The sequence below is a fragment of the Parasphaerochaeta coccoides DSM 17374 genome (assembly GCF_000208385.1).
Classification (GTDB): Bacteria; Spirochaetota; Spirochaetia; order Sphaerochaetales; family Sphaerochaetaceae; genus Parasphaerochaeta; species Parasphaerochaeta coccoides.
On the sequence record NC_015436.1, the window covers coordinates 497,244 to 522,123 of the forward strand.

Genomic DNA, 24,880 nt, shown 5'->3' on the forward strand with positions numbered 1-24,880 from the left:
AACCGAACACCATTGACCAGACAAGTGGGAATATATGAGGAAAGTGCAAATTCATACTTTTCACATACTTTCCGGCTAATCCGGATTGATTCCATTAATTCCAGGGTATGAAAAAAGCCACCCCGACATTGACATGCCGAAAGTGGCTTTTTGTGGTCTTGCAACCATTAGGCTGAAAGGCGAGGTGTGCGGAGCCTGGAGACAAGGGCAGGAAGCCCGTGACCGTATTTTGCAGAATAATCAAGAGCAGCAAGGTCTGCCCATGCCTCAGGATGCTTCTCCAGGAGATAGTACCAGTGGTCGGACACCGCGAAATAAAGCTGCGCAAGCGTCATGTTTGGGAAAGCAGAACGGACTTCCCAGCGGGAAATATATTGCATCAAGGGGTTAAATACGTTCTCCAGCCAGGAGTACAACGCATCATCCCATGAAATGGTCCAAGGTATATTCTGGTTCACCAGATATTTGTGGGTCGCCACCTGTTTCTTGAGCAACGCAAAGTCCTTGTCAGTGAAAATTCCATCAGTGCTGTCAAGCATGAATTTCTCGTCCAAATTTTCCAGGTCTTTCTTCATCATAGACCCTCCTTCGTTATTTCTAACTCTTTTTATATCTGTAATATCATACTAATGAAAAAAAGAATCAAGAGCGTTTTTAAAATTTTTTAAAAAAAACTTGACAAATAGACACTTATACCCATCTATCGTGTATTAATCATATTTTTATAAGATTTGACAAGGCATTCCCGCTTGTTTTCCACTGTTTTCTTGTTGCTCACAAGTCATGGGACGGACTCGATGGAGCCAATGAGAATCACATGGATGAGTTGACCTTTTCCCGCCATGCAGATACCATTTTACTGTAGACAATATGACATGGCCGGTGCGTGGGCACGTGGCGTCTTGGAGGTAGCATACATGTACAAATTAGTTCTTGTGCGTCACGGGGAAAGTGAATGGAACCGTGAGAACCGTTTTACCGGGTGGACAGATGTGGATCTTTCTGAAAAAGGCGAGAAGGAAGCGGCCATGGCAGGCGAGCTCTTGAAAAAGGAAGGCTATGCATTTGACATTGCGTTCACATCCGTGCTGACCCGCGCGAACCGCACCTTGAACCTGATCTTGGATAAGATGGGTCTTTCATGGATTCCCGTTGTAAAGAACTGGAGGCTGAACGAACGCCATTATGGCTCCCTTCAGGGACTCAACAAAGCCGATACCGCCGCCAAATATGGTGACGACCAGGTGAAGATATGGCGTCGCGCTTATGATATTGCTCCCCCGCCTCTTGCCGAGGATGATGAGCGTTATCCTGGCCGTGACCCCCGGTACGCCGGGTTGGACAAGAAGGATCTGCCGCTTACCGAATGCCTGAAGGATACCGTAAAGCGGGCGATTCCTTTCTGGAACGATGAGATTGCTCCTGCCATCAAGAGCGGGAAGAAGGTGATTGTCGCTGCCCATGGCAACAGTCTCCGTGCGCTGGTGAAGTATCTTGACGGCATCGGCGATGATGAGATTGTCAATCTGAACATCCCGACCGGGGTTCCCCTTGTATATGAGCTGGATGGGGACTTGAAGCCTGTTAAGCATTATTATCTGGGTGACGCCGCCGCGGTGGAAGCTGCCATGGCTGCTGTTGCCGCCCAGGGAAAGAGCAAGAAATAATCTGGAAGCTTTCTCTGCGTCTTGTGGGAATGGGGTTGTTGCAAAATGAGTTTGCGGCATCCCCTTCCTTGTCTCTGGCTAAGGGATGTCTTTGCCGAACCGAATTATCTTGTGTCCACTGGATTTTCTTCGTGTTTGGAATTACTGTATGTACGATGGAAAATATGGAAAATCTGAAAGTCCACCCAGGATGCGACCTTACATGTCCACATGGCAGGAATTGTATCCATAACATACCTTTGTTTTCTTCATTGGGGCATGATGCCATCATGTCCCTTACCGCTGTAATGTCACATCATTCATGGAAGAAAGGTGATGTCATCCTGCGGGAAGGCGCACAGGCGACAGGTTTTACCATCATCCGTGAAGGAATTGCAAAGGCAGTCAAGGTAACGGCGGAGGGGCGTGAGCAGATTCTTTATATTTTCCCCAAGAATGACTATTTCGGCGCACGTTTCCTTTTCACGGATGGCATTGCCCCGTATACGGTCGTGGCACTTGAAGACACAATCACGTGTGCCTTGGATACCAAGAACTTCCGGTCATTGTTGGCCGCTCAGCCTGAGATTTCCTTGCAGGTGATCAATGCTCTCGCTGGCCGGATGAGGAGTCTGGAGCGGATTCTCCTCAATGTTGGTGGCAGAAATTCCGCCATCCGCATCGCCTCCATGTTGCTTGAGCTTTCCGAGGGTTATGGCGTCCACACGTCCAATGGCGTGGAGTTGGAGCTGCCGCTGAGCAGGGAAGGATGGGCGAATCATCTTGGGCTTGCGCGCGAGACTTTGAGCAGAAAGATGACACAACTTGAAGAAATGGGAATCATCGTCCAATATCCGGGGAAGAAGTTGCTTATCAAGGACATGGCATCGCTCCGGGAGTATGTCGAAACCGGAGAGTAAGGAATTTCTTTCATTCTTTTGGCAGTACTTGCTTTTTTCTTTTATTTCTCTTATTCCGTAGTCTTGTTTTTATTGAAAAATTTTCCTCGATTGTTCATAATGCCAGGCGAATGTCATGAGTTTCTAATTTATTGAGGATTCCATGACACAGTCGAATGGTTTGATATATGTAAAGCGGGAAGCACAGGCTTCTCCCGGTTGGTATGTGTAATACATGCATGCCAGCACGATGAAAAAGCAAACTGCAACCGGTACGTGATTCCGGGTGCAAATATACACAAAGGTTGGTTGTGAAATGTCTACAGTCCTAATTGTTCAGTTCATCGCCCTGGCGGTGTCTGTACTCTCTTTTGGAGTGGCGTTGTGGCTTTATACGTGGGTAAAATCCCAGCCGTCTAAGAACAGTCGCGTCGAAACAATTGCAGAGCTCATCCGCCGTGGCGCAAACACATTCCTGCGCCGTGAGTATGTCGTTCTGGCAAAGTTTGCCGGAGTCGCGGCAATCCTCATTCTTCTGTTCATTCCCCATCCGATTTGGACTGGCGGTGCTTTGGACAACATCCTGATGGCTGTCGCGTACTTGGTCGGTACTGCATTTTCCGCCCTTGCGGGAAAGGTTGGCATCCAAGTGGCGACCATCGCCAACAAGAAGACAGCCGTGGCTGCGCAACAGGGCATCAAGCCCGCGTTCCTTGCCGGTTTCCGTGGCGGTGCCGTCATGGGTATGGCGGTAGTCGGTTCCAGTCTGCTTGGCGTGACGCTGTTGTTCATGCTGACTCAGGATGCCACTACGCTTCTTGGTTTCAGTTTTGGCGCTAGTTCCCTGGCTTTGTTTGCCAAGGCCGGTGGCGGTATCTTCACCAAGACAGCGGATATCAGCGCCGACCTCACGGGCAAGGTTGAACTGGGCATCCCTGAAGATGACCCCCGCAACCCTGCCGTTATTGCGGATAACGTCGGTGACAATGTCGGCGACGTCGCTGGCATGGGCGCGGATCTCTTTGACTCCAATGTCGCTTCCATGGCTGCCGCGCTTGTCATGGCCATGTCATTGGACAATGGAACGCCCGGAAAGAACGTCCTGACGGTGTTCCTCTATGCCGCCCTCGGTCTTTTGGCATCCATCCTGGGTGTTGGTACCGCAAAGATGGGTCGTGGCGGAAGTCCTACCCGTGCGTTGAACAGCAGCACTTACGTGACGACCGCTGTTTATGCGGCGATTACAGCACTCGCTACGTGGCAGCTCAATCTTGAGTGGCGCATCTGGGGCGCGGCTGTCATCGGACTCTTGGTCGGTACGATCATTGGCCTCGCCACCGATTATTTCACTGATGATACCAAGCCGCCTGTACGGCACGTGGCGAAGGCTTCACAGTCCGGTCCCGCGTTCACCATCCTGTCCGGTGTTTCCTATGGTTTCCTCAGCGTCCTGCCTGCCATGGTGGGCATAGCAGTGGCTTCCTTCGCTTCCTATCTCATCACCGCTCCTCTTGGCGCAGGTTATGCAATGTTCGGAATTGCAATGAGTGCCGTGGGTATGCTTTCCATCGTCGGCATGATTATTTCCAACGATGCCTACGGTCCTATCGTTGATAATGGCCGTGGTCTTGTGGAGATGTGCGACCTTGGCGACACGGCTCTGGAGATCACTGATTCCCTGGACAGCGCCGGCAACACGGTCAAGGCTGTCACCAAGGGCTTTGCCATAGCTGCTGCTGGTCTGACAGTCATTGCTTTGCTGGGAGCTTTCATTGCGGAAGTCAACGAGGCAATCGTCACCCGCGGATTGAACATAGAACTGCTCACGGGATTCGACATCATGCAGCCTGATGTATTCTTCGGTCTCTTGGTCGGGGCTGCCATCCCGGCGGTTTTCAGTGCCATGCTGATTTTGGGAGTTGACCGCAATGCCCAGAGAATGGTCACAGAGATTCACCGTCAGTTTAAGGAGATTCCTGGACTGAAGGAAGGAAAAGCCGGTGTAACTCCTGAATATGACAAGTGCATTGACATTGCCACTACCGGTTCTCTCAAGGAACTGCTTCCTGCTGGCGCACTTGCCATCATCTCCACTTTGGTGGTCGGTTTCGTCGGCGGCGTACACGCTATCGGCGGTTTCTTGACCGGCAATATCGTAAGTGGTTTGCTGTTGGCATTGTTCATGTCAAATTCCGGCGGTCTGTGGGACAACTCCAAGAAGTATGTCGAGTCTGGACACAATGGCGGACGTGGCTCTGATGCGCACAAGTCTGCTGTCGTTGGCGATACAGTCGGTGATCCGTTCAAGGATACCGCTGGACCTTCAATCAACACTCAGATTACTGTAGTGTCCCTGATTTCTTCCCTGATGGCTTCACTGTTCCTGACTTTCTCTCTGTTCTAAGAGTCAAAGCATCTGGATGCAAGCCCTGTCTTCGGATGGGGCTTGTTTTTTATTAAAAGGTTTGTAAAGCGCTAGCGGTATGGATTCAATATGTGTTATCGCCACGCAAGACGCTTCGGCTGGAAGAATTGCCAGTGCCATCCTCCAAGGCTTTGTTCAAGCTCAAGGACTGCCAGACGGGCGTCTGTGATGGGAGAGAAGGAAAGGGGAGAAAGATAATCCTCGATTTCCTGCTGATGGTACAGGAAGCTTTCCTTGGCCATGGGTGCCAGCATTAGTCCCTGGGGATGGGCGGCAGATGCCCCGGAGGAAGTTGTCAGCGTATATGTCAGTCTCTCCAGTGCCGGGGACTGCACGGCAGGAAGAATGAGCGCACCCAAGTCGGAGAGTACAGCACGGGAAGATATCTCCACCCGGCTGCCATCCCAAGGAATATCCTCAGGAAGAGACAGGGGATCACGGCTGTGGGCGAGCGTCAAAGCACTGCTTGCGGCATAGAAAGCGACATCGCCCGTCATCCTCCACAGGACGCGTCGAACCGACTGAAGCTCCCTGCGTATCTTTTCGGGCAAGATAAGTACATAATGGTAAGCGAGTAACCGATGCATACCTTAATAATAAAGGCTGGTACGGCACTTCGCAACAAGAACAATCACTAAAAGTAATGTATGACAGGAAAAAAGGTCTGAAAAACACTAAAAAGAACCAAGCCGCTTTACACGAATACGTGAATCTGTTAGGCTGTCATAGCTGTAGGTTCCGTGCTTCTTCCGGTAAAGTAGGCATATGGAACCTGTTTCATGCGGATGCCTCGTGCAGTCCGTGCAAAGCGAATGGAAAAAGACTTAGTAATGAGGTGAAGATATGGCTCGCAGATGTCAATTAACTGGAAAAGGCACCATGTCCGGAAATATCGTGACACGGAAAGGCCAGGCAAAAAAGAAGGGCGGCGTCGGTCAGCACATCGGCGTATGCACCAAGCGCACTTTCAAACCTAATTTGGTAAAGGTAAAGACTCTCATTGACGGAAAGCCCGTCACTCTGAAGATTAGCGTTCGAGCACTGAGAAGCGGTCTGGTTCAGAAAATCGTGTAGTCTTTTACCCTGTGGTAATATCCACAGGAATGTGTGCGGTTGCAGGCCGGATATGAAGGGCCCTTTTCCAAGGGCTCTTTTTTTGCATTCTTTTCAGGGAAAAGTTCACTCTTTTGTTCATTATATGGAACCGAAGACGGGAGATAGATATGAAGGATATTCGAGTACATTCACTCCCCGGCACACTTGCGCTGGATGCCGATGCCCCTGAGAAATTGGCAGAAATAGCGGCTTTGGTACCGGCGATCCATGTGTTCATCATCGGACCTGTACGACGGGTGTCTTATGATCTTGCGTTCTCCATCCGACAGTCTCACGGGAATGCGGAAGCCGCCATGAAAGCCCTGGAGGACGGACAGGAACTATGGAACCATCTTGTCTATGACCGTCTTGGCAAGGGAAAGGCCTCTGGAAGCATTTCAGCACATATCGCTTCCAACATAGCGACAGCCAGGGAAATACTGCATGTTTTGGATGGTTCCCTTGCTTTTCCTGGAGGTTCTGATAGATATGTTGATGCCCTTGGCTCCCATTGGGCGGCAGAAATCTGCCGGGCGGCAATGAAACAGAAGGGCATGGATGTAGTTTTGGTGGATTACCCTCAGGCACTGCGCAAAGGAAACTCAATCCTTACATCTCCCATTGTCCTGATTTACGGAGATATCCGTGGAGAAGAAGACATCGACGTTTCAACTGATCCTGATGGAGAGACCCTTGCCGAACATGCCGCCAGTCGTCTTGGCCCCTTGTTGGGAGCAGGAGGCATAACGTTCTGGAACGGACACGCGCCTCTGCGTACCGCCGACATACGTGAAGTCCCCGGAGCACGTGTCATTGATGAACTTTCCTTTTCGGAGGCTGTGGAACTATCCTATTTCGGAGCTCCTGTGGTTCATCCACGGTCGCTGTTGCCCGCTTCCGGAACAGGATTACCGGTGCGCTTGTCATGGTGGAATGACATCCAAGGTCCTTGTACCGTAGTCCGTCCCATGGCGCATGCGGAAAGAATTCCGGAATCGACGGTCAATGGCAGGGTCAAGGGATTTTCCATCATTCACGATGTCGCTTTGATCAACATTGAAGGTACTGGGATGAGTGGAGTTCCCGGTATCTCAAGCCGTCTGTTTTCTACGATGCGTGATGGTAGCATATCGGTTTCCTTCATCAGCCAAGCGTCCAGTGAGTATTCCATCTGTTTTGCAGTCGCTGCTGTTCAGGCACAGGATGCCATGACTCTGGCACACGACGCTTTCCGCCATGAGCTCTCTCTCGGACTCATTCAACGCATTGACAGTGAGCCTGGCTGTGCAATCCTTGCGGTTGTCGGAGACAGAATGAGCGGGACTCCGGGCATTGCCGCGCGTGTCTTCTCCTCCCTGTCCAAGGTAGGCGTGAATGTTCGGGCAATTGCGCAGGGTTCTTCGGAAAGAAACATCAGCGCAGTGATAAAGGACTCGGACAGTACCCGCGCCCTTCAGGGGCTTCATGCAGGTATCTTTTTGTCTCGCAGGACTTTGTCTGTAGGAATATTTGGACTGGGTGGCATTGGTTCCACATTATTGGAACAGCTCAGGGTACAAAGTGAAAGACTGCATGAGGAGTTTGGCGTTGATATCCGCATCAGGGCTATGGCAAACAGCACACGAATGCTTCTGGATGAGGAAGGTGTGGATCTTGATACATGGAAGGAACGTTTTAAAAAAGATTCCGTGCTTTTGGATACCCAAAAAGTCATTGAGCATGTGACAGTCCCATATTTTCCCCATGCGGTCATCTTTGATTGCAGCGCCAGTGGAGAACTCCCGCGCAATTATGTCTCATGGTTGGAAAAAGGCGCTCATATCATCACGCCTAACAAAAAAGCCGGAGCAGGTCCTTATGGGTTGTATGACAAACTGATGAAGACTTGTCGTTCCACTGGTCGTCGTTTTCTGTATGAAGCTACTGTCGGTGCCGGTCTGCCGGTCATCAGCACCTTGCAGGACTTGGTACGCACCGGAGATCGCGTACATCGGATTGAAGGCATTGTAAGTGGAACTTTGGCATGGCTTTTCTCACAGTATGATGGAAGCAAGCCTTTTAGTTCATTGGTGCGTGAGGCCAGGGAAATGGGCTATACGGAACCTGATCCACGGGATGATCTATCCGGCATGGATGTGGCACGCAAGACAGTCATTCTTGCCCGTGAGTTAGGTTATACGGTTGAGACAGCCGATTTGCAAGTCACGTCCTTGGTGCCGGAGCAGCTTTGCAACATGGATGTCCCCCTGTTCATGGCGCGGCTGCAAGAGATGGACGTACCGATGGAGAAGTTGTTCAAAGAGGCTGAAGCGAGGGGAGAAAAACTTCGGTATGTCGGTCAGATTGATGGAAATGGTCGTTGTTCTGTCAGCCTGAACAGCTATCCCGCTGAACATCCTTTTGCCCAGACTGTCGGTACAAACAATGTCATTTGCTTCACCACCGACAGGTATCATGAGTTTCCGCTGGTCATCACAGGGCCAGGAGCCGGAAAAGAAGTGACTGCTGGTGGAGTATTCGCGGACTTGCTGAGATTGTGTGCGTATCTTGGCGCACGGTTGTAAGGCAAGCAGAAATCAAGGGATAAGAGAATTGCAGGAGGGAAGCCGATATGAAATTTTTTTCGACACGGAAGAAAGCGCCGCACGTGAACCTGGGAGAATCTCTGCTGACCGGATTGGCTCCTGATGGCGGTCTATATGTTCCTGAAACCATTCCTGCCAGGGATTTCCGGGAATATTTCCCATCATCATTTCCTGCTCTGGCGGCGGATGTCCTGTCGCCATTCTTTGAGAAAGATCCACTTGCTTCAAGTCTGGACGATATTTGTGCATCGGCTTTCAATTTTCCTGTCCCTCTCCATAGCTTGGGAGATGATCGAGAGGTCTTGGAATTGTTTCATGGGCCTACTGCGGCCTTCAAGGATTTCGGGGCACGTTTCTTGGCACGTTCCATGGAGAAAGAGCTTGTCCGTTCCGGACGCACTCTGACCATATTGGTGGCTACCAGCGGTGATACGGGAGGAGCGGTGGCTGCGGCGTTCCATGGATGCAGAGGAATTAACGTGAAGGTGCTTTTCCCCAAGGGACGGGTTTCCGCCCGACAGAAACGGCAGCTGACCTGTTGGGGGGACAATATTTCAGCATATGAAGTCGAAGGTTCATTCGATGACTGTCAGAAAATGGTCAAGGATGCTTTCATGGACAAGGATGTTTCCCGTAGAGAGAGGCTGTCAAGTGCGAACAGCATCAATCTTGGACGGCTTCTGCCTCAAATGACGTATTACGTACATAGTGCCTTGGAATTCAAGAAAAAACATGGTGCGAATCCTCTGGTCATTGTTCCTAGCGGTAATGTCGGGAATAGTTGCGCTGGTTACTGGGCAAAGACTTCAGGCGCTCCTATTGCGCGTATCGCCTTGGCTGTAAATGCGAATAGCACAATCGTTGACTTTCTTTCCAGCGGACGATATGAACCACGCCCCAGCGTGGCGACATTGGCGAACGCGATGGATGTGGGAGCCCCCTCAAACATGGAAAGGCTCCAGGAGCTGTTTCCGAGCTTTAAGGAATTTTCCGCAAACGTCACTGCCTGGAGTGTCTCGGACGAACACATTAGAGAAACAATCGGGAAAACGTGGGAAAATGACCGGTATGTCATGTGTCCGCATACGGCAACCGCTGAATATGTCAGACTGACACACTTCCCCAGAGAAAAGAGTATCATTGTCTCAACGGCTCATCCGGCGAAGTTTGAGACCATAGTGGAACCTCTGGTAGGGCATTCTGTCGCTGTTCCTGACTCATTGGCGGTTTTGCTTGAAAAGAAAGAGACGTATCAGTCGATTCCGGCTGACCATCATCTCCTTTTTGCATGAGAGACTTTCCATCGGAGCCGGGTGTGCTATAAGATGCGTGATGACTTCCTATGTCTGATGGCGAGTGCAGTCACGCTGTTTTTCCCAAACACCAGCTCCATCTCTTTTTTGTAATGAGGGAATAAATCCACGGGCACATAGGCAAGTATCGTTCCGGCGAATCCTCCTCCATGATTTCTGCATGCACCGCATCCATTCAGTATCCTGCGGCTTAACGCCAGTGCCAGTCCAAGACCCTGTTCAAGAGGGTTATGGGGGGAATAAAGGTTCTGAAGATACTCGAAGGCTGAGTGACAGGCTTCATTGGTCAAGGAAAGGTATGTTGTCATATCATTGTTCTGGAGCGCATTGAGCATTGCCGCGACACGATTGTTTTCATCAAAAAAATGGATGGCACGGAGAAGGGATCGGTCATTCTTCACGCTTTTATGGAGAGCTGGAAGTGCGGCGTAAAATTCTTCCTGTGGGACTTCCCTAAGATATTTCTTGTTAAAAAAAGCGGATATCATTCCCATTTCGGGTGGAATTGAAGCATAATCACTGGTCAAATCAGCATGATTCCCACCGGTATCTACGATTGTCAGGACATATCCTGCCTGGAAGAAATCAAAGGAAACCGGTGTGACAAGAACATTTGCAGGATTAGCGAAATCCATGCCTATTATGCCGCCGTGGGCGCAGGCGGCCTGATCCATCAATCCGCTGGGCTTGTTGAAATAGACATTTTCTGCATATTTCCCGATTTGTGCCAGCTTGATGGGCGACCACGCGTCATTATTGGAATAATGGTTGAATATGGTTGCGCAGAGTATTTCAATGGCAGCCGAGCTGCTCAGCCCGGAACCTTTCAAGACAGTGGATGTCGTATATGCCTTCCATCCTCGTAGTGCGATGCCTTCATCTGAAAATGAACGTGCAATGCCGCGTACAAGTGCCGTACTTGACTCTTTTTCTTCTTCCTTTGGCGCAAGGTCGGAGAGGTTCACGCTAACGGGTCTAAAGCCTTCGCTAATCAGTTGAACCGTATTGTCGTCAGTAGGGATTACCGCAGCAATGGTATCAAGGTTGATTGAGGCTGCAATGACTTTCCCCATGTTGTGATCAGTATGGTTTCCCGCCAGTTCTGTTCTGCCTGGAGTACTGAAAAGCGCAGGGCGTTCGGTTTTCCCAAAGATTCTGATGAACCCGTCAAGGAGATTATGGAAACGCTCATCCATCTTTGTTGCGTCATAATCACTCCCATAAAGCTGTGGGTAGACGGCATGCAGCGTGTCAATGTCAGGTGGAGTGAGGATTGCCATTCGTCAGTCTCCTTCTGTTCTTTTTTCAAGTATATCATATCATGGCAATTCGTCGCTATGGGATGTCAGCGCCAACATCATGATATATGATTATATGAAATAAAAATATAAAACACAATAATAACGATATATATTCAATATAGTAACAATCAATTTTAATATCATATTTATGTTAGTATAATGTAATTATAAATCAGTGTTTCAGTACTATCCTATCATTAAGCAATGGAAAATGCAGGATTTTTATTCTATTTCTATGTATGAGAGTTCTTACGGCTTCCTTGGCTTGGCTCGGTGTCCAGCGCATTGCGCCGCAAGCGTCTCCTGCAAGGTGATCTGTAATGTTTTCATTCCAGTTGTCCTCATTGGCTCTGAGCCATGCCGACAAGGTATCGGGATTGTGGCGCAGAGGATGCCATAAGATTTCCTTGAGAATATCATTCTCCGCTTCCGCTTCGTTCACGTATGTACTATCACAGATATCACAGCCGGAACAGAAAGTTCCTTGTTGTCCCATCTTTTCAAGCACAGTTCGGCGGATGCAGCCGTGCGGTTCCATGAAGGCATTCTGATATCCTTGGCATGGCTTTTCCATTCCGGTGATGATGACCCACGCATGGGATGTATTTCCGTCACGTCCCGCTCTGCCGGATTCCTGGAGATATTCTTCAACAGTGGAAGGAAGCCGTACATGGACGACACTCCTGATATTCGGTTTATCCACCCCCATGCCAAAGGCGCAGGTTGCGCAAAGGACGGCATCCTGACTTGAAATAAACCATGATTCTGTTTCTTCTCTTTCTTTTCTTCCTAACCCGGCATGATAAGCTCGTACTGGAATATGAGGGAGTGCAAGCGCAATTTCCGTAGCACAACGCCATGTTTCTCTGCGGGTAGGGCAGAAAACAAGAAGCGGGCGCGGGGCAATGGCGGCAAGAAGTACTATTTCCCTGTCAGGACATAGGGTTCTTCTGACATGATAGATGATGTTTGGTCTATCAATGTCAGCTCGGACAATGTGGGGAGGCACCCGGTTAAAAAGACTGGCGATGAGTTGTCCGGTCATTCCGTCTCCAGATGTCGCGGTGAAAGCCATGACATGGCGTGCGCCAAGCGTTGGCAGGGTTTGAGACAGGTCATGATAAGCAGGACGGAAGGAATTTCCCCACTGTATGAGAGTATGAGCCTCGTCAAGGACAAAGAGACTGATATCCAACTTTTCAAGTCGTTGTCGGACATGAGGATTAACGAGCGTTTCCGGGTTTGTCAGGATGATTGCCTGGTTGAGATGGGAAAGTTTCCGCCAGATGTCATCACGCTGGGCATATGTCTGACCTCCTCTCAGGCAAAATACCGGAACCGGACTGTCAGTCATCTTGCGTTTCTGGTCATTCATCAGGGAGAGCAGAGGGTAGACAATGATGGAAATTCCGTTCATGAGCAGGGCAGGCAGCATGAAGCAGAGAGTTTTTCCTCCTCCTGTCGGCAGGATGACGAGATGCCCCGGATCGCAGGCATCGTTTTGTTCTGCCTCAAGCATATCTTCTATGATAAGGCTCTGGAATGGCCTTAGTTTGATGCCGCCGAAAGATTTGTCCAGCATGTGTTGAATGAGTCGGGAATGCTCCATGATGTATGAAATATCGCTGCCCAGCGGAATGTTTCACCATAAAGGCATAGAGAAAAACAAAGAAAAACAACTGTAACCTTGAAAATTGACCCCCAAGGCCTTATGATTTTACATATTAGTAAGTGTATGTGACATGAAATTCGGCAGCGCGTACAGGAAGCTCGGATTCCCGTACCCTGGTTGAGGATGACGCTATGGAATTGGATATCAGCGAATCGCTTGTAGATGTTGTTGCTGAAGAAGAAAAAGAAGACATCCAAGAAATCGAGCTCAATGAGGCACGATATATCGATGTCATGAACGGGGCGAGAGGGCCTCGCTGGTGGAGACTTTTCCGACAGGCTGTGCGGGAGGATGAGGCAGGGATGCTACCGAAAGTGTTCCTCCATTGTCTGTCGCTCGTGACCAAGATGCCCAAGGTGCTTGTGCGTCGTAAAGGTGAGAAACGCAGGCTCTATACATTCAATGTAATCCAGTCCTGGTGTCGGAAGATTTGCCACAAGACAAATCTGCACCTTGAGATCGTAGGAGCTTCTAATGTTCCTTATGGTCGGGCTTGCCTGTATGTGTGCAATCATATGTCTGCCATGGATATTCCTGCTTTGTTCGCAGTATCTCCCATTCCTTTTGCTTTTGTTGCCAACAGTCTGTTTTCACAACTTCCTTTCTTTAGCTTCTGGACCGATCATTCAGGTTCCGTATATGTGAAGCAGGGAGATGGAGCGGAAGAAATGAAAGCCATGAGGGATATGATTGCCTCTTTGAAAGGAGGCGCGTCTCTTGCGCTTTTTCCCGAAGGTTATATTTTCCAACACGAAGGCTTGGCTGAGTTCAAGAGAGGTGGTATTTCATCTGCCGTCATTGCCCAAGTTCCTATTGTTCCTGTGTGCATCTGGGGAACGCAGGATGCATTCCCCCCCGGACATCTCTATATCAAGCCTGATACGAAAATACGGATTGAATTTGGCGATCCCATCGAAACAGCTGGCATGAAAAAACAGGAAAGAAAAGATATCGAGGAAAAGGTCAGGATTGTCTTGTTCGGCATGAAGACTCGTGTGGCAAAGGAATCCCACGGAGAGCGGGTAGGATGGGGTGAATCAGCACAATGACCTGTTCGTTGTGCATAATAGGAGGCTCCAGTCGCCTGGAACCTCCAGCCATTCTTCAAGATCATCGTTGAGCAGTTTCCAACGGAGACTGCCTTACTTGTTAAAAATCAACCCAGTCTGCCGTCAGTATCACGTCGGAAGGCGGCATCAAGAAAAACTCATCATCGGATTCTCCAGTTCCATAGAGTAGTCCGTCATACGAATTGATCCATCCTTTAAAAGGACGATAACCCGACGGATCCCCCTCGTCTCTCCCTTCCTCCCACCGCAGCAGTGATCCCTGACCTGGTACTGTAATCTCGTCTCCTTCAAAGGCGGTTATCGGCGCTGGTACAGTTCCGCCTGTATGCCCGTTGCCATCAAAAGTGACGGTGTATTGCCTTATCCAGACTGCATACAGCAACATGTCATCAGAGGGAATGAAGTAACTATCCCAAAAACTGTCCCCGGCGCCAAAGGGATCAGTACTCCATCCGGCAAAAACATGATTGGTTTTCACCAGTGATCCCTGACCTTGTACATTAGCCTCGTCTCCTCTATTGACGATTATCGGCTCCGGTACAGTTCCGCCTGTATGCCCGTTGCCATCAAAAGTGATGGTGTATTCGTTCTTCTCCCACTGTGCATACAACGTCACATTCTGGGAGGGAATCTCGAAGGAGGAACCAGCGGCATATGAATCTCCATTACCAGCAAGCTCGGTATTCCATCCGCCAAAGGAATAACCGCTCTTTTCCAATGTTCCGTGACCTGGTAGTGTGACCGCCGTTTCCACATAATCGGTTATCGATGTCGGTGCAGAACCGCCCGTGGAACCATTGCCGTTGAAGGAGACGGTGTATTGGTTCTTCTCCCACTGTGCATACAACGTCACATTCTGGGAGGGAATCTCGAAGGAGGAACCAGCGGCATATGAATCTCCATTACCAGCAAGATCGGTATTCCATCCGCCAAAGGAATAACCGCTCTTTTCCAATGTTCCGCAATCTGGTAGTGTGACCGCCGTTTCCACATAGTCGGTTATCGATGTCGGTGCAGAACCGCCCGTGGAACCATTGCCGTTGAAGGAGACGGTGTATTGGTTCTTCTCCCACTGTGCATACAACGTCACATCCTGGGAGGGAATCTCGAAGGAGGAACCAGCGGCATATGAATCTCCATTGCCAGCAAGCTCGGTATTCCATCCGCCAAAGGAATAACCGCTCTTTTCCAATGTTCCGTGACCTGGTAGTGTGACCGTCGTTTCCACATAATCGGTTATCGATGTCGGTACAGATCCGCCCGTGGAACCATTGCCGTTGAAGGAGACGGTGTATTGGTTCTTCTCCCACTGTGCATATAACGTCACATTCTGGGAGGGAATCTCGAAGGAGGAACCCGCGGCATATGAATCTCCATTACCAGCAAGCTCGGTATTCCATCCGCCAAAGGAATAACCGCTCTTTTCCAATGTTCCATGACCTGGTAGTGTGACCGTCGTTTCCACATAGTCGGTTATCGATGTCGGTGCAATACCGGTAGCACCGTTGGCATGAAAGGAGACGGTGTATTCGTTCTTCTCCCACTGTGCATACAACGTCACATCCTGGGAGGGAATCTCGAAGGAGGAACCCGCGGCATATGAATCTCCATTACCAGCAAGCTCGGTATTCCATCCGCCAAAGGAATGACCGCTCTTTTCCAATGTTCCGTGACCTGGTAGTGTGACCGTCGTTTCCACATAATCGGTTATCGATGTCGGTACAGATCCGCCCGTGGAACCATTGCCGTTGAAGGAGACGGTGTATTGGTTCTGCAACCAGATAGCATGTAGCATCACATCATGAGCAGGCATGATGAAAGAGTTTCCGATGGCATACTGAGTTCCGGTGCCAGTAGGCAGAGTATCCCATCCACCAAAGGAATGACCTGACCATTCCAGCGTTCCGGGACTTGGTAGAGTGATTACGTCGCCCTCATGAACGTACATCCGTCCCGGCGCATTCCCGCCCGTGGCTCCGTTTCCCTCAAAGGTGAGGAGGTATGCCTTGGTTGCAGCCGCGTTCACCCCGCTCCCGGTGTCCCAGTCCACTATCCCTATGAGAATCTCTGCGAGGGCGACTTCATGAGCATCCGTGTTCAGCGTCATGTTGTAGACATGCTGCTTGCCTTTGTCAAAGTGAATCTTGCCCTGGTCAGAGGTCGCTACGGAATTCGCTGCCCATGTGTATGTATCAGAGCCCAGGGTAAATTCCAGTTTCAAAGCATCAAGCAGGACATCTGAGTGAACCACAGGTATCAGTACCGCTTCAAACCTGCGCTTGCCCGCATCCTGCTCCGCTTGACTGAGGGTGTGGGAGATGTTCTTCATTATGATTCCCTCAACGGAACTTGTGACTGACAAGGCTCCGGTATCCAGGTTGAACGTGCCTTGCGTGCTTGTGCCTTCGACCATAGCAGAAAGTACGCCACCCGTGATGGCGTCCGCATCGACAGTCGTGCTGGGAGAGATGTTGACTATCAGACGGGAGAGCATATGGTCAAGTTTCAGATGCACCGTCGAGGTATTATTCTGTACGTTGTCGGCGTGTCCCCACAGGAAGTCAGCCGTCCCGGTCATCTGTTCCGAGGAACTTCGGTTGATGTCTATGGCCACGGTCGTCGGGTCAGAGATGTTTTCATCATAGGGATAGTAGGCGATGAAGTCGAAGTGTGTGATGGCAGGATTGGAGATGTCGTCCCACTTCAAGGTGTCACCAGCGGTAGCAGGAGTGAAGCCGGAAGTCTGGAAGGCTGTGTCAGCCGTGTATGCTTGGTTGGCACGCCCCGTGGCGGCAGAAGCTGCCAGAGCATCATGAGCTACCATGTAGATGCCGACTTCATCATCGGCTTGCCATTCGGAATCTGCCGTGGCCTTGCGGCCTATCTCGGAAGTGAAACGTACTTCGTTTGTATGTGAAACATTCAGTTTGCTGTCGCATGAAATAAGGGCGACAAGTAGCATCAGAATGGTTGTAAGAACCACAAAACCTGGTCTGCTAGATTTGCTCATACGCAGTTCTCTCAGATTCTCTCTCTCTCTCTCTCTCTCTCTCTCTCTCTCTCTCTCTCTCTCTCTCTCTCTCTCTCATAGTGTCTTTCCCTTTCTCCGTGAAGAAGATGACGGCATGTCAGCACAACCAATGCGGAGGCAATGAATAAGGTAGTGTAAATCCTTTGATGGCAGCCGACTATTACCCAAAGGTATTATTTCATATGAAATGCATATAATACTTTCGGGTTATTTGGTGATTTTAGATGTAAATAGTGTTAATAGATAAGGTTTAAAACGTATGAGGCGTAAGAAAACAAGAAACTGGAAATAATGCGAAAAACCGATGCAGTCAACTGGACAGCTTTTTTCTCAGACACCACATTACCATAGGTGGTGATGCCTCCTATGGTCATCGTCCGGAGATTCAAATCTGAAATACCCTGAGATTAACACTTTTTTAACACTTTCATGACTATTTCCTAGCAGTTGTTCCTTATAGTCCGAGGCATATCACATGGAGGATATTAATGAAAATGAAAAAAATCGTTGCCATCGCATTGATTCTCGTTGTTGCTTTCGGCACTGTATTTGCTCAGGGAAACAAAGAGCAGGCACAGAAACCTGTTGAAGTGAAGAATTATACTTTCGGCGGATCCACGACGGTTGCTCCGATTGTTGAGACTGCGATTCCCCTGTTCACTGCTGCCAATCCTGGTGTGAAAATCAGCTATGAAGGCGTGGGAACCGGAACCGGATTGAAGCAGCTCACCGCTGGAACATTGACCTTGGCCGGTGCCAGCCGTGATCTCAATTCCACTGAGATTGCTGATGGACTTGTCCCGAACACCATTGCTCTCGACGGTCTCTCTGTTGCCGTCAACAAGTCCGTCACTGTCGCTAACCTGAGCCTCGCTCAGCTTGCCGGTATCTTTTCCGGTGAAATCAGCAACTGGTCCCAGGTCGGTGGACCCAACGCCGCCATCGCCCTGATTGTCCGGGATGAATCGTCCGGTACGTATGCTTCTTTCAAAGAAATAGTACTTGATACCCAGAAGAAGGCGCCTTCCAAGAACGCCATCGTTGCCAAGGAAAACGGAGAACTTGCCGCCAAGATTGCTTCTACTCCCAATTCTATCGGCTATCTCGGCATGGCCTTCAACCACATCGTGACTGAAGCCGGTGGAAAAGTTCTGTTGGTTGATGGCATCGAATCCACCACTGCCAACGTCTTGAATGGTAGCTATCCAATCAGCCGCAACCTGTACTTGGTCAGCAAAGGACCTCTTGCGGGGGGAAGCGTCGAGAAGGCTTTCGTGGATTTTATCCTCTCCGACAAGGGGGCTGCGGTCGTGCTGGATGCCCAGTACATTCCCCTCAACTAGGAACGAGACATACATTCGGAAAATAAATCCACGCAACAAGGAATGATAAAAGCATGCAGTTAGGTCTACCGAGAACAAACGGCGTGCGAAGCTTCAAGGAGCGTAGCGGCAGGATTATCCTGCTGCTCGCTGCTTTGGTTTCCATAGCGACTGTTCTTCTTATCACTATCTTTATTTTTCAGCAGGGCGTGCCGGTGTTCGGCAAAGTATCCGTGCTGGATTTCTTGTTTTCCACGAAGTGGCTTCCTACGGGAAATCCACCTGCGTATGGAATATTGTCATTCGTCTGGGCAAGTTTTATGGTGACTGCGCTGTCCCTGCTGTTCGCCACTCCGGTTGCTCTGGCAGTCGCTGTGTATCTGGCAGAGTTTGCCAAGGGACGCAGAGCTTCCATCCTCCGTTCATCGATTGAGCTGCTCGCCGGCATTCCATCAATCATCTATGGACTGTTCGGTATTGCCGTCATTGTTCCGGCAATCAGGAATATTTTCGGAGGAACCGGCTACAGCCTGCTTGCCGCGGCCATCATCCTTGCCATCATGATACTTCCTACCATCATCAATATCAGCGAAGTATCCATCAGGGCAGTCAACGATGAGTTGCGTTATGCTTCCGTAGCCATGGGAGCGACGAAATGGGAAACAATTTCCCGCGTTGTACTTCCTGCCGCCAAATCAGGAATATTCACGTCCATCATCCTTGGACTAGGGCGTTCCGTAGGAGAGACGACAGCGGTTCTTCTTGTCGGTGGAAACGCGGCCATTTTTGCCCGTACTCCCTTGGATATGGGCAGAACCCTCACCATGAACATCATCACTGACATGAGCTATGCCGAAGGAACTCACCTGCAATCCTTGTTCGCTACCGCCATGCTCCTGTTCATCGTGATATTGGTGCTCAACTATATCGTCGTGCGTGTCGCTCGGCACAGCAGGATGGAGGACTAGCAATGACCGATACACAGCAGATGCTTGCTCATGACAAACGACGAAAAAGCATAAATCGTTTCGCCATTGGTTCCATCAAGATACTTTCCTCCCTTACTGTCCTCATTCTGGTTGTGATCATTGGCTACTTGGCTGTGCGGGGTCTCTACAAGCAGGAGAGGACGCAGGTCAGTGTCTTGCCGCTGGCGACCGCACAACGGCTCGGTCTGTCTCAGACGGAAATTCCGTTCGACATTGTAGCGAACAAGAGGGCGGAATTTCGTCAGGTCGATTGGAACATGTTGAGGGAAATGGCGCAGGGAAAGATTATTTCCCTGAGACGCGTCACGTATGTGAATGAGAATTTCTTTCTTTATGTCGATGAAAGTATCGCGGATGAGTTTGCTCGTTTCCTTGATTTGGCATCCGACTGCCTGGCTTCCGGCGGAATCATCGTTGGTTCCTTCCGTGCTACCGTCGATGGGGCTGCCGCGCACAATGGCTCGATTGCCATTGTTCCCCGGAATACGGCTTCATCTTCACTGCCTTCCGCATTAAAAACCATAGCCTACGAAGAACATGTCCTCGTGGTTCATCCGACCGTCACGCAACTGTACGGGAACAATATGGTCGGAGTCCTCTCTGATGTTCAGGTTGATTTATTGCTTTCCGGCGAATACAGTTCATGGGTTCAGCTCCATGGAGGAGACATCCCCGTCGCTCTCGTACAGGAGAAAACGGATTCTTCCGTCGCTCGTGAGGTCGCGGGTATAGAAGGTTCCGTCGGTGTCACGACGCAGAAAGATGTCTTTCGCGCCGGGGAGCAGGGTTTCGTGACAGCCGTACTCCAAGTAAACCGTATCATCAGAAGTCCGAACCTTACCTTCAGATATCTGGTATTGCCTACCCAGGAATCTGGACGCTTCGGAGGCATCGGCAGCATCATAATCAACACTTTCCTGATGGTTTTCCTGACAACGCTCATTGCTGCTCCTTTGGGCATTGCAGCGGCCGTCTATCTGGTGGAATACGCAAAGAAGGGGAGACTGACATCAATCATCCGTTCTGGAATCGATGTCTTGGCCAGCATACCGTCCATCATCTTCGGCCTTTTCGGTCTGCTGGTGTTCGTCCAGCTTCTTGGATGGAGTTTCTCTCTGATCAGCGGAACGCTTACCGTGGCGTTGATGATTCTCCCCACCATAATCCGTACCAGCGAGGAAGCGATACGTTCAGTCGAACAGCGTCTGCGTGAGGCGAGCATTGGTATGGGAGCCACAAAGATGGAAACCATCTGGAGGGTTGTCCTGCCATCCGCGTTGAACGGTATCACGACCGGCATCATCCTTGCGATGGGTCGGGCGATCGGAGAGACAGCCGCTCTGTTATATACTATCGGTTCCTCAACCGCAGTGGCGACCGGACTGTCAAGCGGTTCCCGTGTCCTTGCGTTACATATCATGCTGACAATCAATGAAGGCCAATCCTTCGATAAGGCGTTTGCTTCTGCTTTCGTCTTGATCGTGGTTGTACTCATCATCAACACCACGGCGCGTTGGATGATGAACAGAGCCTCCGTGAAGAATAAAGGAAAAGAATGATGGCAGAAGTTGCAATGGTTCCTGAAACAGAATATGTCTTTGACGTCCATGGTCTGAACTTATGGTATGGCTCATCCCACGCATTGAAGGATGTAGACATGCAGATAGAGAAAAACTCCATCACCGCGTTCATAGGACCCTCCGGTTGTGGCAAGTCTACTTTCCTGCGTGTGTTGGACAGGATGAATGATCTCATCGACAATGTAAAAATTACAGGTTCCGTCCTTTTTGATGGACGGGATGTCTACGTTGATTATGATCCAATGGATTTGCGGCGCAAGGTCGGCATGGTATTTCAACGTCCGAATCCTTTTCCCATGAGCATCTATGACAACATTGCCTATGGGCCTCGTCTGCATGGACGCCCGCCAAAGAGCGAGCTTGATGCCATTGTGGAGGAAAGTTTGCAGAGGGCAGTGCTGTGGGATGAGGTGAAGGATCGCCTGAACAAGAGTGCCCTGAGCCTTTCAGGGGGACAGCAGCAGAGGCTGTGCATAGCACGAACCCTTGCGATTAATCCGGAAGTCGTGTTGATGGATGAGCCGACCAGTGCGCTCGATCCCATTTCAACGACGAAAATTGAGGAACTGATGGTGGAGCTTAAGGCCAAATATACCATTGTCATTGTGACGCATAACATGCAGCAGGCTTCCCGTATATCCGATAATACCGCTTTCTTTCTTATTGACAGTGAGCGTTGCGGTTATCTTGTCGAGTACGGTGAAACCAGCGGATTGTTCTTCAATCCTCGTGATAAGAGGACTGAGGATTATATTTCAGGTAAATTCGGTTGATGCGCAGGGTGTTTTTCCTCTATGGAGGAAGAAATTCACGTTATGATGTATGTAAAGATGTACATAAAGACAGGAAGGTATTGCCTTCTGCATAAGGAGTAAATCAATGATGGTCAAGAAACATCAGCTTGACGATAAGATGACCTTTTTTAATGAGTTGCTGATCCAGATGGTGAACCGTGTGGAGGGAGCTATCTACCAGGCGGTGCATGCTTTCAAGGAGCATGACCAGGAACTTGCCAAGAAGGTCGTCTCGGATGACTATTTTATCAATCAGCTTCGGGACATGATTGAATCTGATGGCGTGCGCTTGCTGATTAGCGAAGCACCTTACGGGCAGTATATGCGCACGGTAATCGCCGGCATGAAGATTGTGACCAGTCTGGAGCGCATGGGAGACCATGCCGCGCATCTTGCCCGGCTTGCCCTGTTGCCGACTGGGCAGTTTGATGACAAGAAGATTGTGGAGGAAATGTCGGCCATGGCTCTCATCGGCGCCCGTATGACGCGCAGTGCGGTCGAGGCTCTTGTCGCCAATGACCAGGATAAGGCTCGTGCGGTCGCTTTGATCGATGATGAGATGGACGCCAAACGAAAACAGGTGAACGGGCTAATCTACAATGTCGAGACAAAAAGTCGTGAGGATCGGGAGAAGCTTTATGATTATTTCTATGTGACAAAGGAGCTGGAGCGGCTAGGCGACCATGTGACTACGATTTGTTCATGGATTGTCTATACTGCCGCTGGCGTGAAGCCTAAACTTAATTAGCATTTTGCTGGTCAATGATAACCGTTTCTTTGCCTCACGCATCGCCCGGAGGACAAGGCATTTTGAACAAAAGGGGAGTCATGGCATTGTGACAGAGACTGATATGATGACTTTTGCTCCTGTAGTGACTTCACCTCCGACTTCCAGAGGGACTCCCAAAGCGCTTTCTTGACCCCTGGGAATGCTCATGCTAGGCTTTGGGAGACTTGAAGTCTGGGTGGAAAACGGAACGACAGGAATGCTCTGGGAGGCAGAAATGGAGACATATGTGAAGCATAACAGTAAGGCATGGGACGCGGAAGTCTCACGGGGAAATATCTGGACAGTGCCTGTTGACTCTGAATCTGTGGTTAAAGCACGGCAAGGGAAGCCAGAAATGTATCTTACTCCCACCGCTGCCGTTCCACTTCACTGGCTGGATGACCTGGCGGACAAGGATGTCCTCTGTCTGGCCGGAAGCGGTGGACAACAAGGGCCATTGGCAGCCGCCATGGGAGCGCATGTAACAGTCTTTGACAATAGCGCGGCTCAGCTTGAGCAGGACAGGAAGGTTGCCGCACGAGAAGAACTGGATATCCGAACCATCCAGGGAGACATGCGGAATCTTGCCATTTTTCCTGATGAAAGTTTCGACATGATCATCCATCCAGTCTCGAACTGTTTTGTCGATGACGTGGAAGCCGTCTGGAGGGAAGCCTACAGGGTTCTCCGTCATGGAGGCGTGCTGCTCGCGGGAGTGACCAACCCCGTGATGTACCTGTTTGACGAGAAAGCAGAGGCACGGGGGAAACTCAAGGTGAAGTACACCATCCCGTATAGCGACATGACAAGCCTAAGCCGGAAGGAACTGGATAAAAAAATCAAGGCACTTGATACCATGGAATTCAGCCATACATTGGATGCGCAGTTGGGTGGGTTATGCCGAGCGGGTTTTGCCATTGTCGGTTTCTACAGCGATGCCAGCCGGTTCGAGCTGACGGACAGTTTCATCCATGACTGTTATCTTGCGATTCGTGCTATCAAGGTTTCAAAGGATTTCTAAGGAAAAGCAAAGTTAATAGACATTGTGTCAAATATTTTTCCATTTTTTACTTTCTGATACTTGTTCTTTCATGACACTTCCCGATAAAGTGAAGTTATAAGACAGAGTGTCTAATAGGAAGGTAGAGAATGAATACTCACAAGTCGATTTTCGACAAATGTTATGCCTTTACGGAAGCGGAAGACGCACGGGCTACCGGACTGTATCCTTTTTTCAAGCCTATCAGCCGCAGCGCAGGTTCCAAGGTCTATGTTCATGGCCGTGAACTGCTCATGCTTGGTTCCAATAACTATCTTGGATTAGCCAATGATCCCCGGCTCGTTGAAGCGGCGCGTATTGCTACGGAAAAATTTGGTACGAGCTGTTCAGGTTCCCGTTTCATGAACGGAACGCTTGATTTGCATGAGGAACTTGAAGCGCGTCTTGCCTCTTTCGTCGGAAAAGAGGATGCCCTGTGTTTTTCCACAGGCTATCAGAGCAACCTTGGTTCAATTTCAGCTTTGCTGAACCGAGGCGACCATGTGATTGTTGATAAATATGACCATGCTTCCATCATGGACGGAGTGTTTCTTGCCGAAGGGTTGAAGCATAATATCAACCTGCATCGTTATAATCATAATAATCTCAAGGAACTGGAGAAAGAGCTGGCGAGGATTCCTCTTGAAGAACCGAAGCTCATTGTCGTGGACGGCGTATTCTCCATGGAAGGGGATATCGTTCCCTTGCCCGAAGTCAAGGCTCTTGCAGATAAGTACCATGCCGGAATCTATTTGGATGAAGCGCATGCCATTGGAGTCGTCGGAAGGAACGGACGGGGAACGTGCGAGCATTTTGGGGGAGATTTCTCATTAGCTGATATCATCATGTGTACATTCTCCAAGTCCTTTGGGTCTTTGGGTGGGTTTGTCGCGGGAGACAGGAAGGTCATAGACTATATCCGTCACGCCGCACGCCCCCTGATGTTCAGTGCCTCCATGCCTCCTGCCAACATAGCGGCGGCATCGCGCGCTCTTGACATCATGCAAAATGAACCTGAGTTGATTCACAAGTTGCAGCGGAACGCCCGACTCCTGATTGATGGGTTCACCGCTGCCGGATTCAACACGGGCACAACTGAAACTCCCATTGTACCTTTGGTCATAGGCGACAATGAGAAGACGTTCTTGCTGTGGAAGGCTCTGTACGAGGGGGGCATTTATGTCAATCCGGTCATCAGTCCTGCTGTTCCGCCTCAGCGTTCCTTGCTTCGGATTTCCTGCATGGCAGTACATGAGGAATCTGAACTGTCACAAGCCATTGACTTGATTTCGGATGAAGCACGCAAGCTCGGAATCATCTGAGGTCGTGAGATATTGCTCCCAGTATGGA

General features: G+C 49.9%; 19 protein-coding genes and 1 pseudogene. 14 read left to right on the forward strand and 6 right to left on the reverse strand.

Going from position 1 to position 24,880, the window contains the following annotated elements; genetic code table 11:
• Nucleotides 1-167: 167 nt before the first annotated feature.
• The gene (locus SPICO_RS02130; protein WP_041394982.1) at nt 168-578 is read right to left on the reverse strand and encodes a hypothetical protein; all 411 of its coding nucleotides are present in this window, start codon (nt 576-578) and stop codon (nt 168-170) included.
• Between the two features lie 339 nt (nt 579-917).
• On the opposite strand from SPICO_RS02130, the gene gpmA reads away from it, so the two are divergent.
• The 3 genes from gpmA to SPICO_RS02145 all read left to right on the forward strand — a co-directional run bounded on the left by gpmA (nt 918) and on the right by SPICO_RS02145 (nt 4,949).
• Complete coding sequence (gpmA, locus tag SPICO_RS02135; RefSeq protein WP_013739048.1) at nt 918-1,667, forward strand: 2,3-diphosphoglycerate-dependent phosphoglycerate mutase; 750 nt, start codon at nt 918-920, stop codon at nt 1,665-1,667.
• Nucleotides 1,668-1,936: 269 nt separating this feature from the next.
• A complete protein-coding gene (locus SPICO_RS02140; protein ID WP_215904627.1) occupies nt 1,937-2,566 on the forward strand; it encodes a Crp/Fnr family transcriptional regulator in 630 nt (209 codons plus the stop codon).
• 295 nt (nt 2,567-2,861) lie between these two features.
• Nucleotides 2,862-4,949, forward strand: a complete 2,088-nt coding sequence (locus tag SPICO_RS02145; protein ID WP_013739050.1) for a sodium-translocating pyrophosphatase — start codon at nt 2,862-2,864, stop codon at nt 4,947-4,949.
• Nucleotides 4,950-5,044: 95 nt separating this feature from the next.
• Here SPICO_RS02145 and SPICO_RS02150 read toward each other — a convergent pair whose 3' ends face one another.
• Nucleotides 5,045-5,521 carry a hypothetical protein gene (locus SPICO_RS02150; protein ID WP_148228983.1) on the reverse strand — a complete coding sequence of 159 codons (477 nt, stop codon included), beginning with the start codon at nt 5,519-5,521 and terminating at the stop codon, nt 5,045-5,047.
• A gap of 292 nt (nt 5,522-5,813) precedes the next feature.
• Here SPICO_RS02150 and rpmB point away from each other — a divergent pair, with 292 nt between their 5' ends.
• From rpmB to thrC, 3 genes are all read left to right on the forward strand, one after another.
• Nucleotides 5,814-6,044: a 50S ribosomal protein L28 gene (gene rpmB / locus SPICO_RS02155; RefSeq protein ID WP_013739052.1), complete on the forward strand. Its 231-nt coding sequence runs from the start codon at nt 5,814-5,816 to the stop codon at nt 6,042-6,044.
• 149 nt (nt 6,045-6,193) lie between these two features.
• On the forward strand, nt 6,194-8,629 hold the full coding sequence (thrA, locus tag SPICO_RS02160) for a bifunctional aspartate kinase/homoserine dehydrogenase I (RefSeq protein ID WP_013739053.1): 2,436 nt from the start codon (nt 6,194-6,196) through the stop codon (nt 8,627-8,629).
• 47 nt (nt 8,630-8,676) lie between these two features.
• Complete coding sequence (gene thrC / locus SPICO_RS02165) at nt 8,677-9,942, forward strand: threonine synthase (protein WP_013739054.1); 1,266 nt, start codon at nt 8,677-8,679, stop codon at nt 9,940-9,942.
• A gap of 26 nt (nt 9,943-9,968) precedes the next feature.
• Here thrC and SPICO_RS02170 read toward each other — a convergent pair whose 3' ends face one another.
• Both SPICO_RS02170 and SPICO_RS02175 read right to left on the reverse strand, forming a co-directional pair.
• Nucleotides 9,969-11,243, reverse strand: coding sequence for a galactokinase (locus SPICO_RS02170; RefSeq protein ID WP_013739055.1), 1,275 nt, complete (start codon nt 11,241-11,243; stop codon nt 9,969-9,971).
• 193 nt (nt 11,244-11,436) lie between these two features.
• Nucleotides 11,437-12,846: a RecQ family ATP-dependent DNA helicase gene (locus tag SPICO_RS02175; protein WP_041394984.1), complete on the reverse strand. Its 1,410-nt coding sequence runs from the start codon at nt 12,844-12,846 to the stop codon at nt 11,437-11,439.
• A 221-nt stretch (nt 12,847-13,067) separates the two neighbouring features.
• Here SPICO_RS02175 and SPICO_RS02180 point away from each other — a divergent pair, with 221 nt between their 5' ends.
• Complete coding sequence (locus SPICO_RS02180) at nt 13,068-13,985, forward strand: lysophospholipid acyltransferase family protein (RefSeq protein WP_013739057.1); 918 nt, start codon at nt 13,068-13,070, stop codon at nt 13,983-13,985.
• Nucleotides 13,986-14,085: 100 nt separating this feature from the next.
• On the opposite strand, the gene SPICO_RS10535 is transcribed toward SPICO_RS02180, so the two are convergent.
• Nucleotides 14,086-15,567 carry an InlB B-repeat-containing protein gene (locus SPICO_RS10535; protein WP_367576183.1) on the reverse strand — a complete coding sequence of 494 codons (1,482 nt, stop codon included), beginning with the start codon at nt 15,565-15,567 and terminating at the stop codon, nt 14,086-14,088.
• 42 nt (nt 15,568-15,609) lie between these two features.
• Nucleotides 15,610-17,016 (reverse strand): annotated as a pseudogene (locus SPICO_RS10540) (fimbrillin family protein); the annotation flags it as partial.
• Nucleotides 17,017-17,531: 515 nt separating this feature from the next.
• Here SPICO_RS10540 and SPICO_RS02190 point away from each other — a divergent pair.
• The 7 genes from SPICO_RS02190 to SPICO_RS02220 all read left to right on the forward strand — a co-directional run bounded on the left by SPICO_RS02190 (nt 17,532) and on the right by SPICO_RS02220 (nt 24,852).
• Nucleotides 17,532-18,380, forward strand: coding sequence for a phosphate ABC transporter substrate-binding protein (locus SPICO_RS02190; protein ID WP_148229061.1), 849 nt, complete (start codon nt 17,532-17,534; stop codon nt 18,378-18,380).
• A gap of 83 nt (nt 18,381-18,463) precedes the next feature.
• Nucleotides 18,464-19,327 carry a phosphate ABC transporter permease subunit PstC gene (gene pstC, locus SPICO_RS02195; RefSeq protein WP_041395434.1) on the forward strand — a complete coding sequence of 288 codons (864 nt, stop codon included), beginning with the start codon at nt 18,464-18,466 and terminating at the stop codon, nt 19,325-19,327.
• A 2-nt stretch (nt 19,328-19,329) separates the two neighbouring features.
• Nucleotides 19,330-20,907, forward strand: coding sequence for a phosphate ABC transporter permease PstA (gene pstA / locus SPICO_RS09675; protein ID WP_013739061.1), 1,578 nt, complete (start codon nt 19,330-19,332; stop codon nt 20,905-20,907).
• The gene (pstB, locus tag SPICO_RS02205) at nt 20,904-21,701 is read left to right on the forward strand and encodes a phosphate ABC transporter ATP-binding protein PstB (protein WP_013739062.1); all 798 of its coding nucleotides are present in this window, start codon (nt 20,904-20,906) and stop codon (nt 21,699-21,701) included. The genes pstA and pstB overlap by 4 nt, the downstream gene beginning before the upstream one ends.
• Nucleotides 21,702-21,807: 106 nt before the next feature.
• Complete coding sequence (phoU, locus tag SPICO_RS02210; RefSeq protein WP_013739063.1) at nt 21,808-22,470, forward strand: phosphate signaling complex protein PhoU; 663 nt, start codon at nt 21,808-21,810, stop codon at nt 22,468-22,470.
• 187 nt (nt 22,471-22,657) lie between these two features.
• Nucleotides 22,658-23,512: a class I SAM-dependent methyltransferase gene (locus tag SPICO_RS02215; protein WP_245523219.1), complete on the forward strand. Its 855-nt coding sequence runs from the start codon at nt 22,658-22,660 to the stop codon at nt 23,510-23,512.
• A 128-nt stretch (nt 23,513-23,640) separates the two neighbouring features.
• Nucleotides 23,641-24,852: an aminotransferase class I/II-fold pyridoxal phosphate-dependent enzyme gene (locus SPICO_RS02220; RefSeq protein ID WP_013739065.1), complete on the forward strand. Its 1,212-nt coding sequence runs from the start codon at nt 23,641-23,643 to the stop codon at nt 24,850-24,852.
• Nucleotides 24,853-24,880: the final 28 nt, after the last annotated feature.

What these genes read in the sequence shown, in the direction of transcription:
- SPICO_RS02145 (WP_013739050.1), top strand. Translation starts at nt 2,862, where the DNA reads ATGTCTACAGTCCTAATTGTTCAGTTCATCGCCCTGGCGGTGTCTGTA.
- SPICO_RS02140 (WP_215904627.1), top strand. Translation starts at nt 1,937, where the DNA reads ATGTCCCTTACCGCTGTAATGTCACATCATTCATGGAAGAAAGGTGAT.
- thrC (WP_013739054.1), top strand. Translation starts at nt 8,677, where the DNA reads ATGAAATTTTTTTCGACACGGAAGAAAGCGCCGCACGTGAACCTGGGA.
- SPICO_RS02220 (WP_013739065.1), top strand. Translation starts at nt 23,641, where the DNA reads ATGAATACTCACAAGTCGATTTTCGACAAATGTTATGCCTTTACGGAA.
- gpmA (WP_013739048.1), top strand. Translation starts at nt 918, where the DNA reads ATGTACAAATTAGTTCTTGTGCGTCACGGGGAAAGTGAATGGAACCGT.
- SPICO_RS02215 (WP_245523219.1), top strand. Translation starts at nt 22,658, where the DNA reads ATGCTAGGCTTTGGGAGACTTGAAGTCTGGGTGGAAAACGGAACGACA.
- SPICO_RS02170 (WP_013739055.1), bottom strand. Translation starts at nt 11,243, where the DNA reads ATGGCAATCCTCACTCCACCTGACATTGACACGCTGCATGCCGTCTAC.
- SPICO_RS02190 (WP_148229061.1), top strand. Translation starts at nt 17,532, where the DNA reads ATGAAAAAAATCGTTGCCATCGCATTGATTCTCGTTGTTGCTTTCGGC.
- thrA (WP_013739053.1), top strand. Translation starts at nt 6,194, where the DNA reads ATGAAGGATATTCGAGTACATTCACTCCCCGGCACACTTGCGCTGGAT.
- SPICO_RS02130 (WP_041394982.1), bottom strand. Translation starts at nt 578, where the DNA reads ATGATGAAGAAAGACCTGGAAAATTTGGACGAGAAATTCATGCTTGAC.
- rpmB (WP_013739052.1), top strand. Translation starts at nt 5,814, where the DNA reads ATGGCTCGCAGATGTCAATTAACTGGAAAAGGCACCATGTCCGGAAAT.
- pstA (WP_013739061.1), top strand. Translation starts at nt 19,330, where the DNA reads ATGACCGATACACAGCAGATGCTTGCTCATGACAAACGACGAAAAAGC.
- SPICO_RS02175 (WP_041394984.1), bottom strand. Translation starts at nt 12,846, where the DNA reads ATGCTGGACAAATCTTTCGGCGGCATCAAACTAAGGCCATTCCAGAGC.
- SPICO_RS02180 (WP_013739057.1), top strand. Translation starts at nt 13,068, where the DNA reads ATGGAATTGGATATCAGCGAATCGCTTGTAGATGTTGTTGCTGAAGAA.
- pstB (WP_013739062.1), top strand. Translation starts at nt 20,904, where the DNA reads ATGATGGCAGAAGTTGCAATGGTTCCTGAAACAGAATATGTCTTTGAC.
- phoU (WP_013739063.1), top strand. Translation starts at nt 21,808, where the DNA reads ATGATGGTCAAGAAACATCAGCTTGACGATAAGATGACCTTTTTTAAT.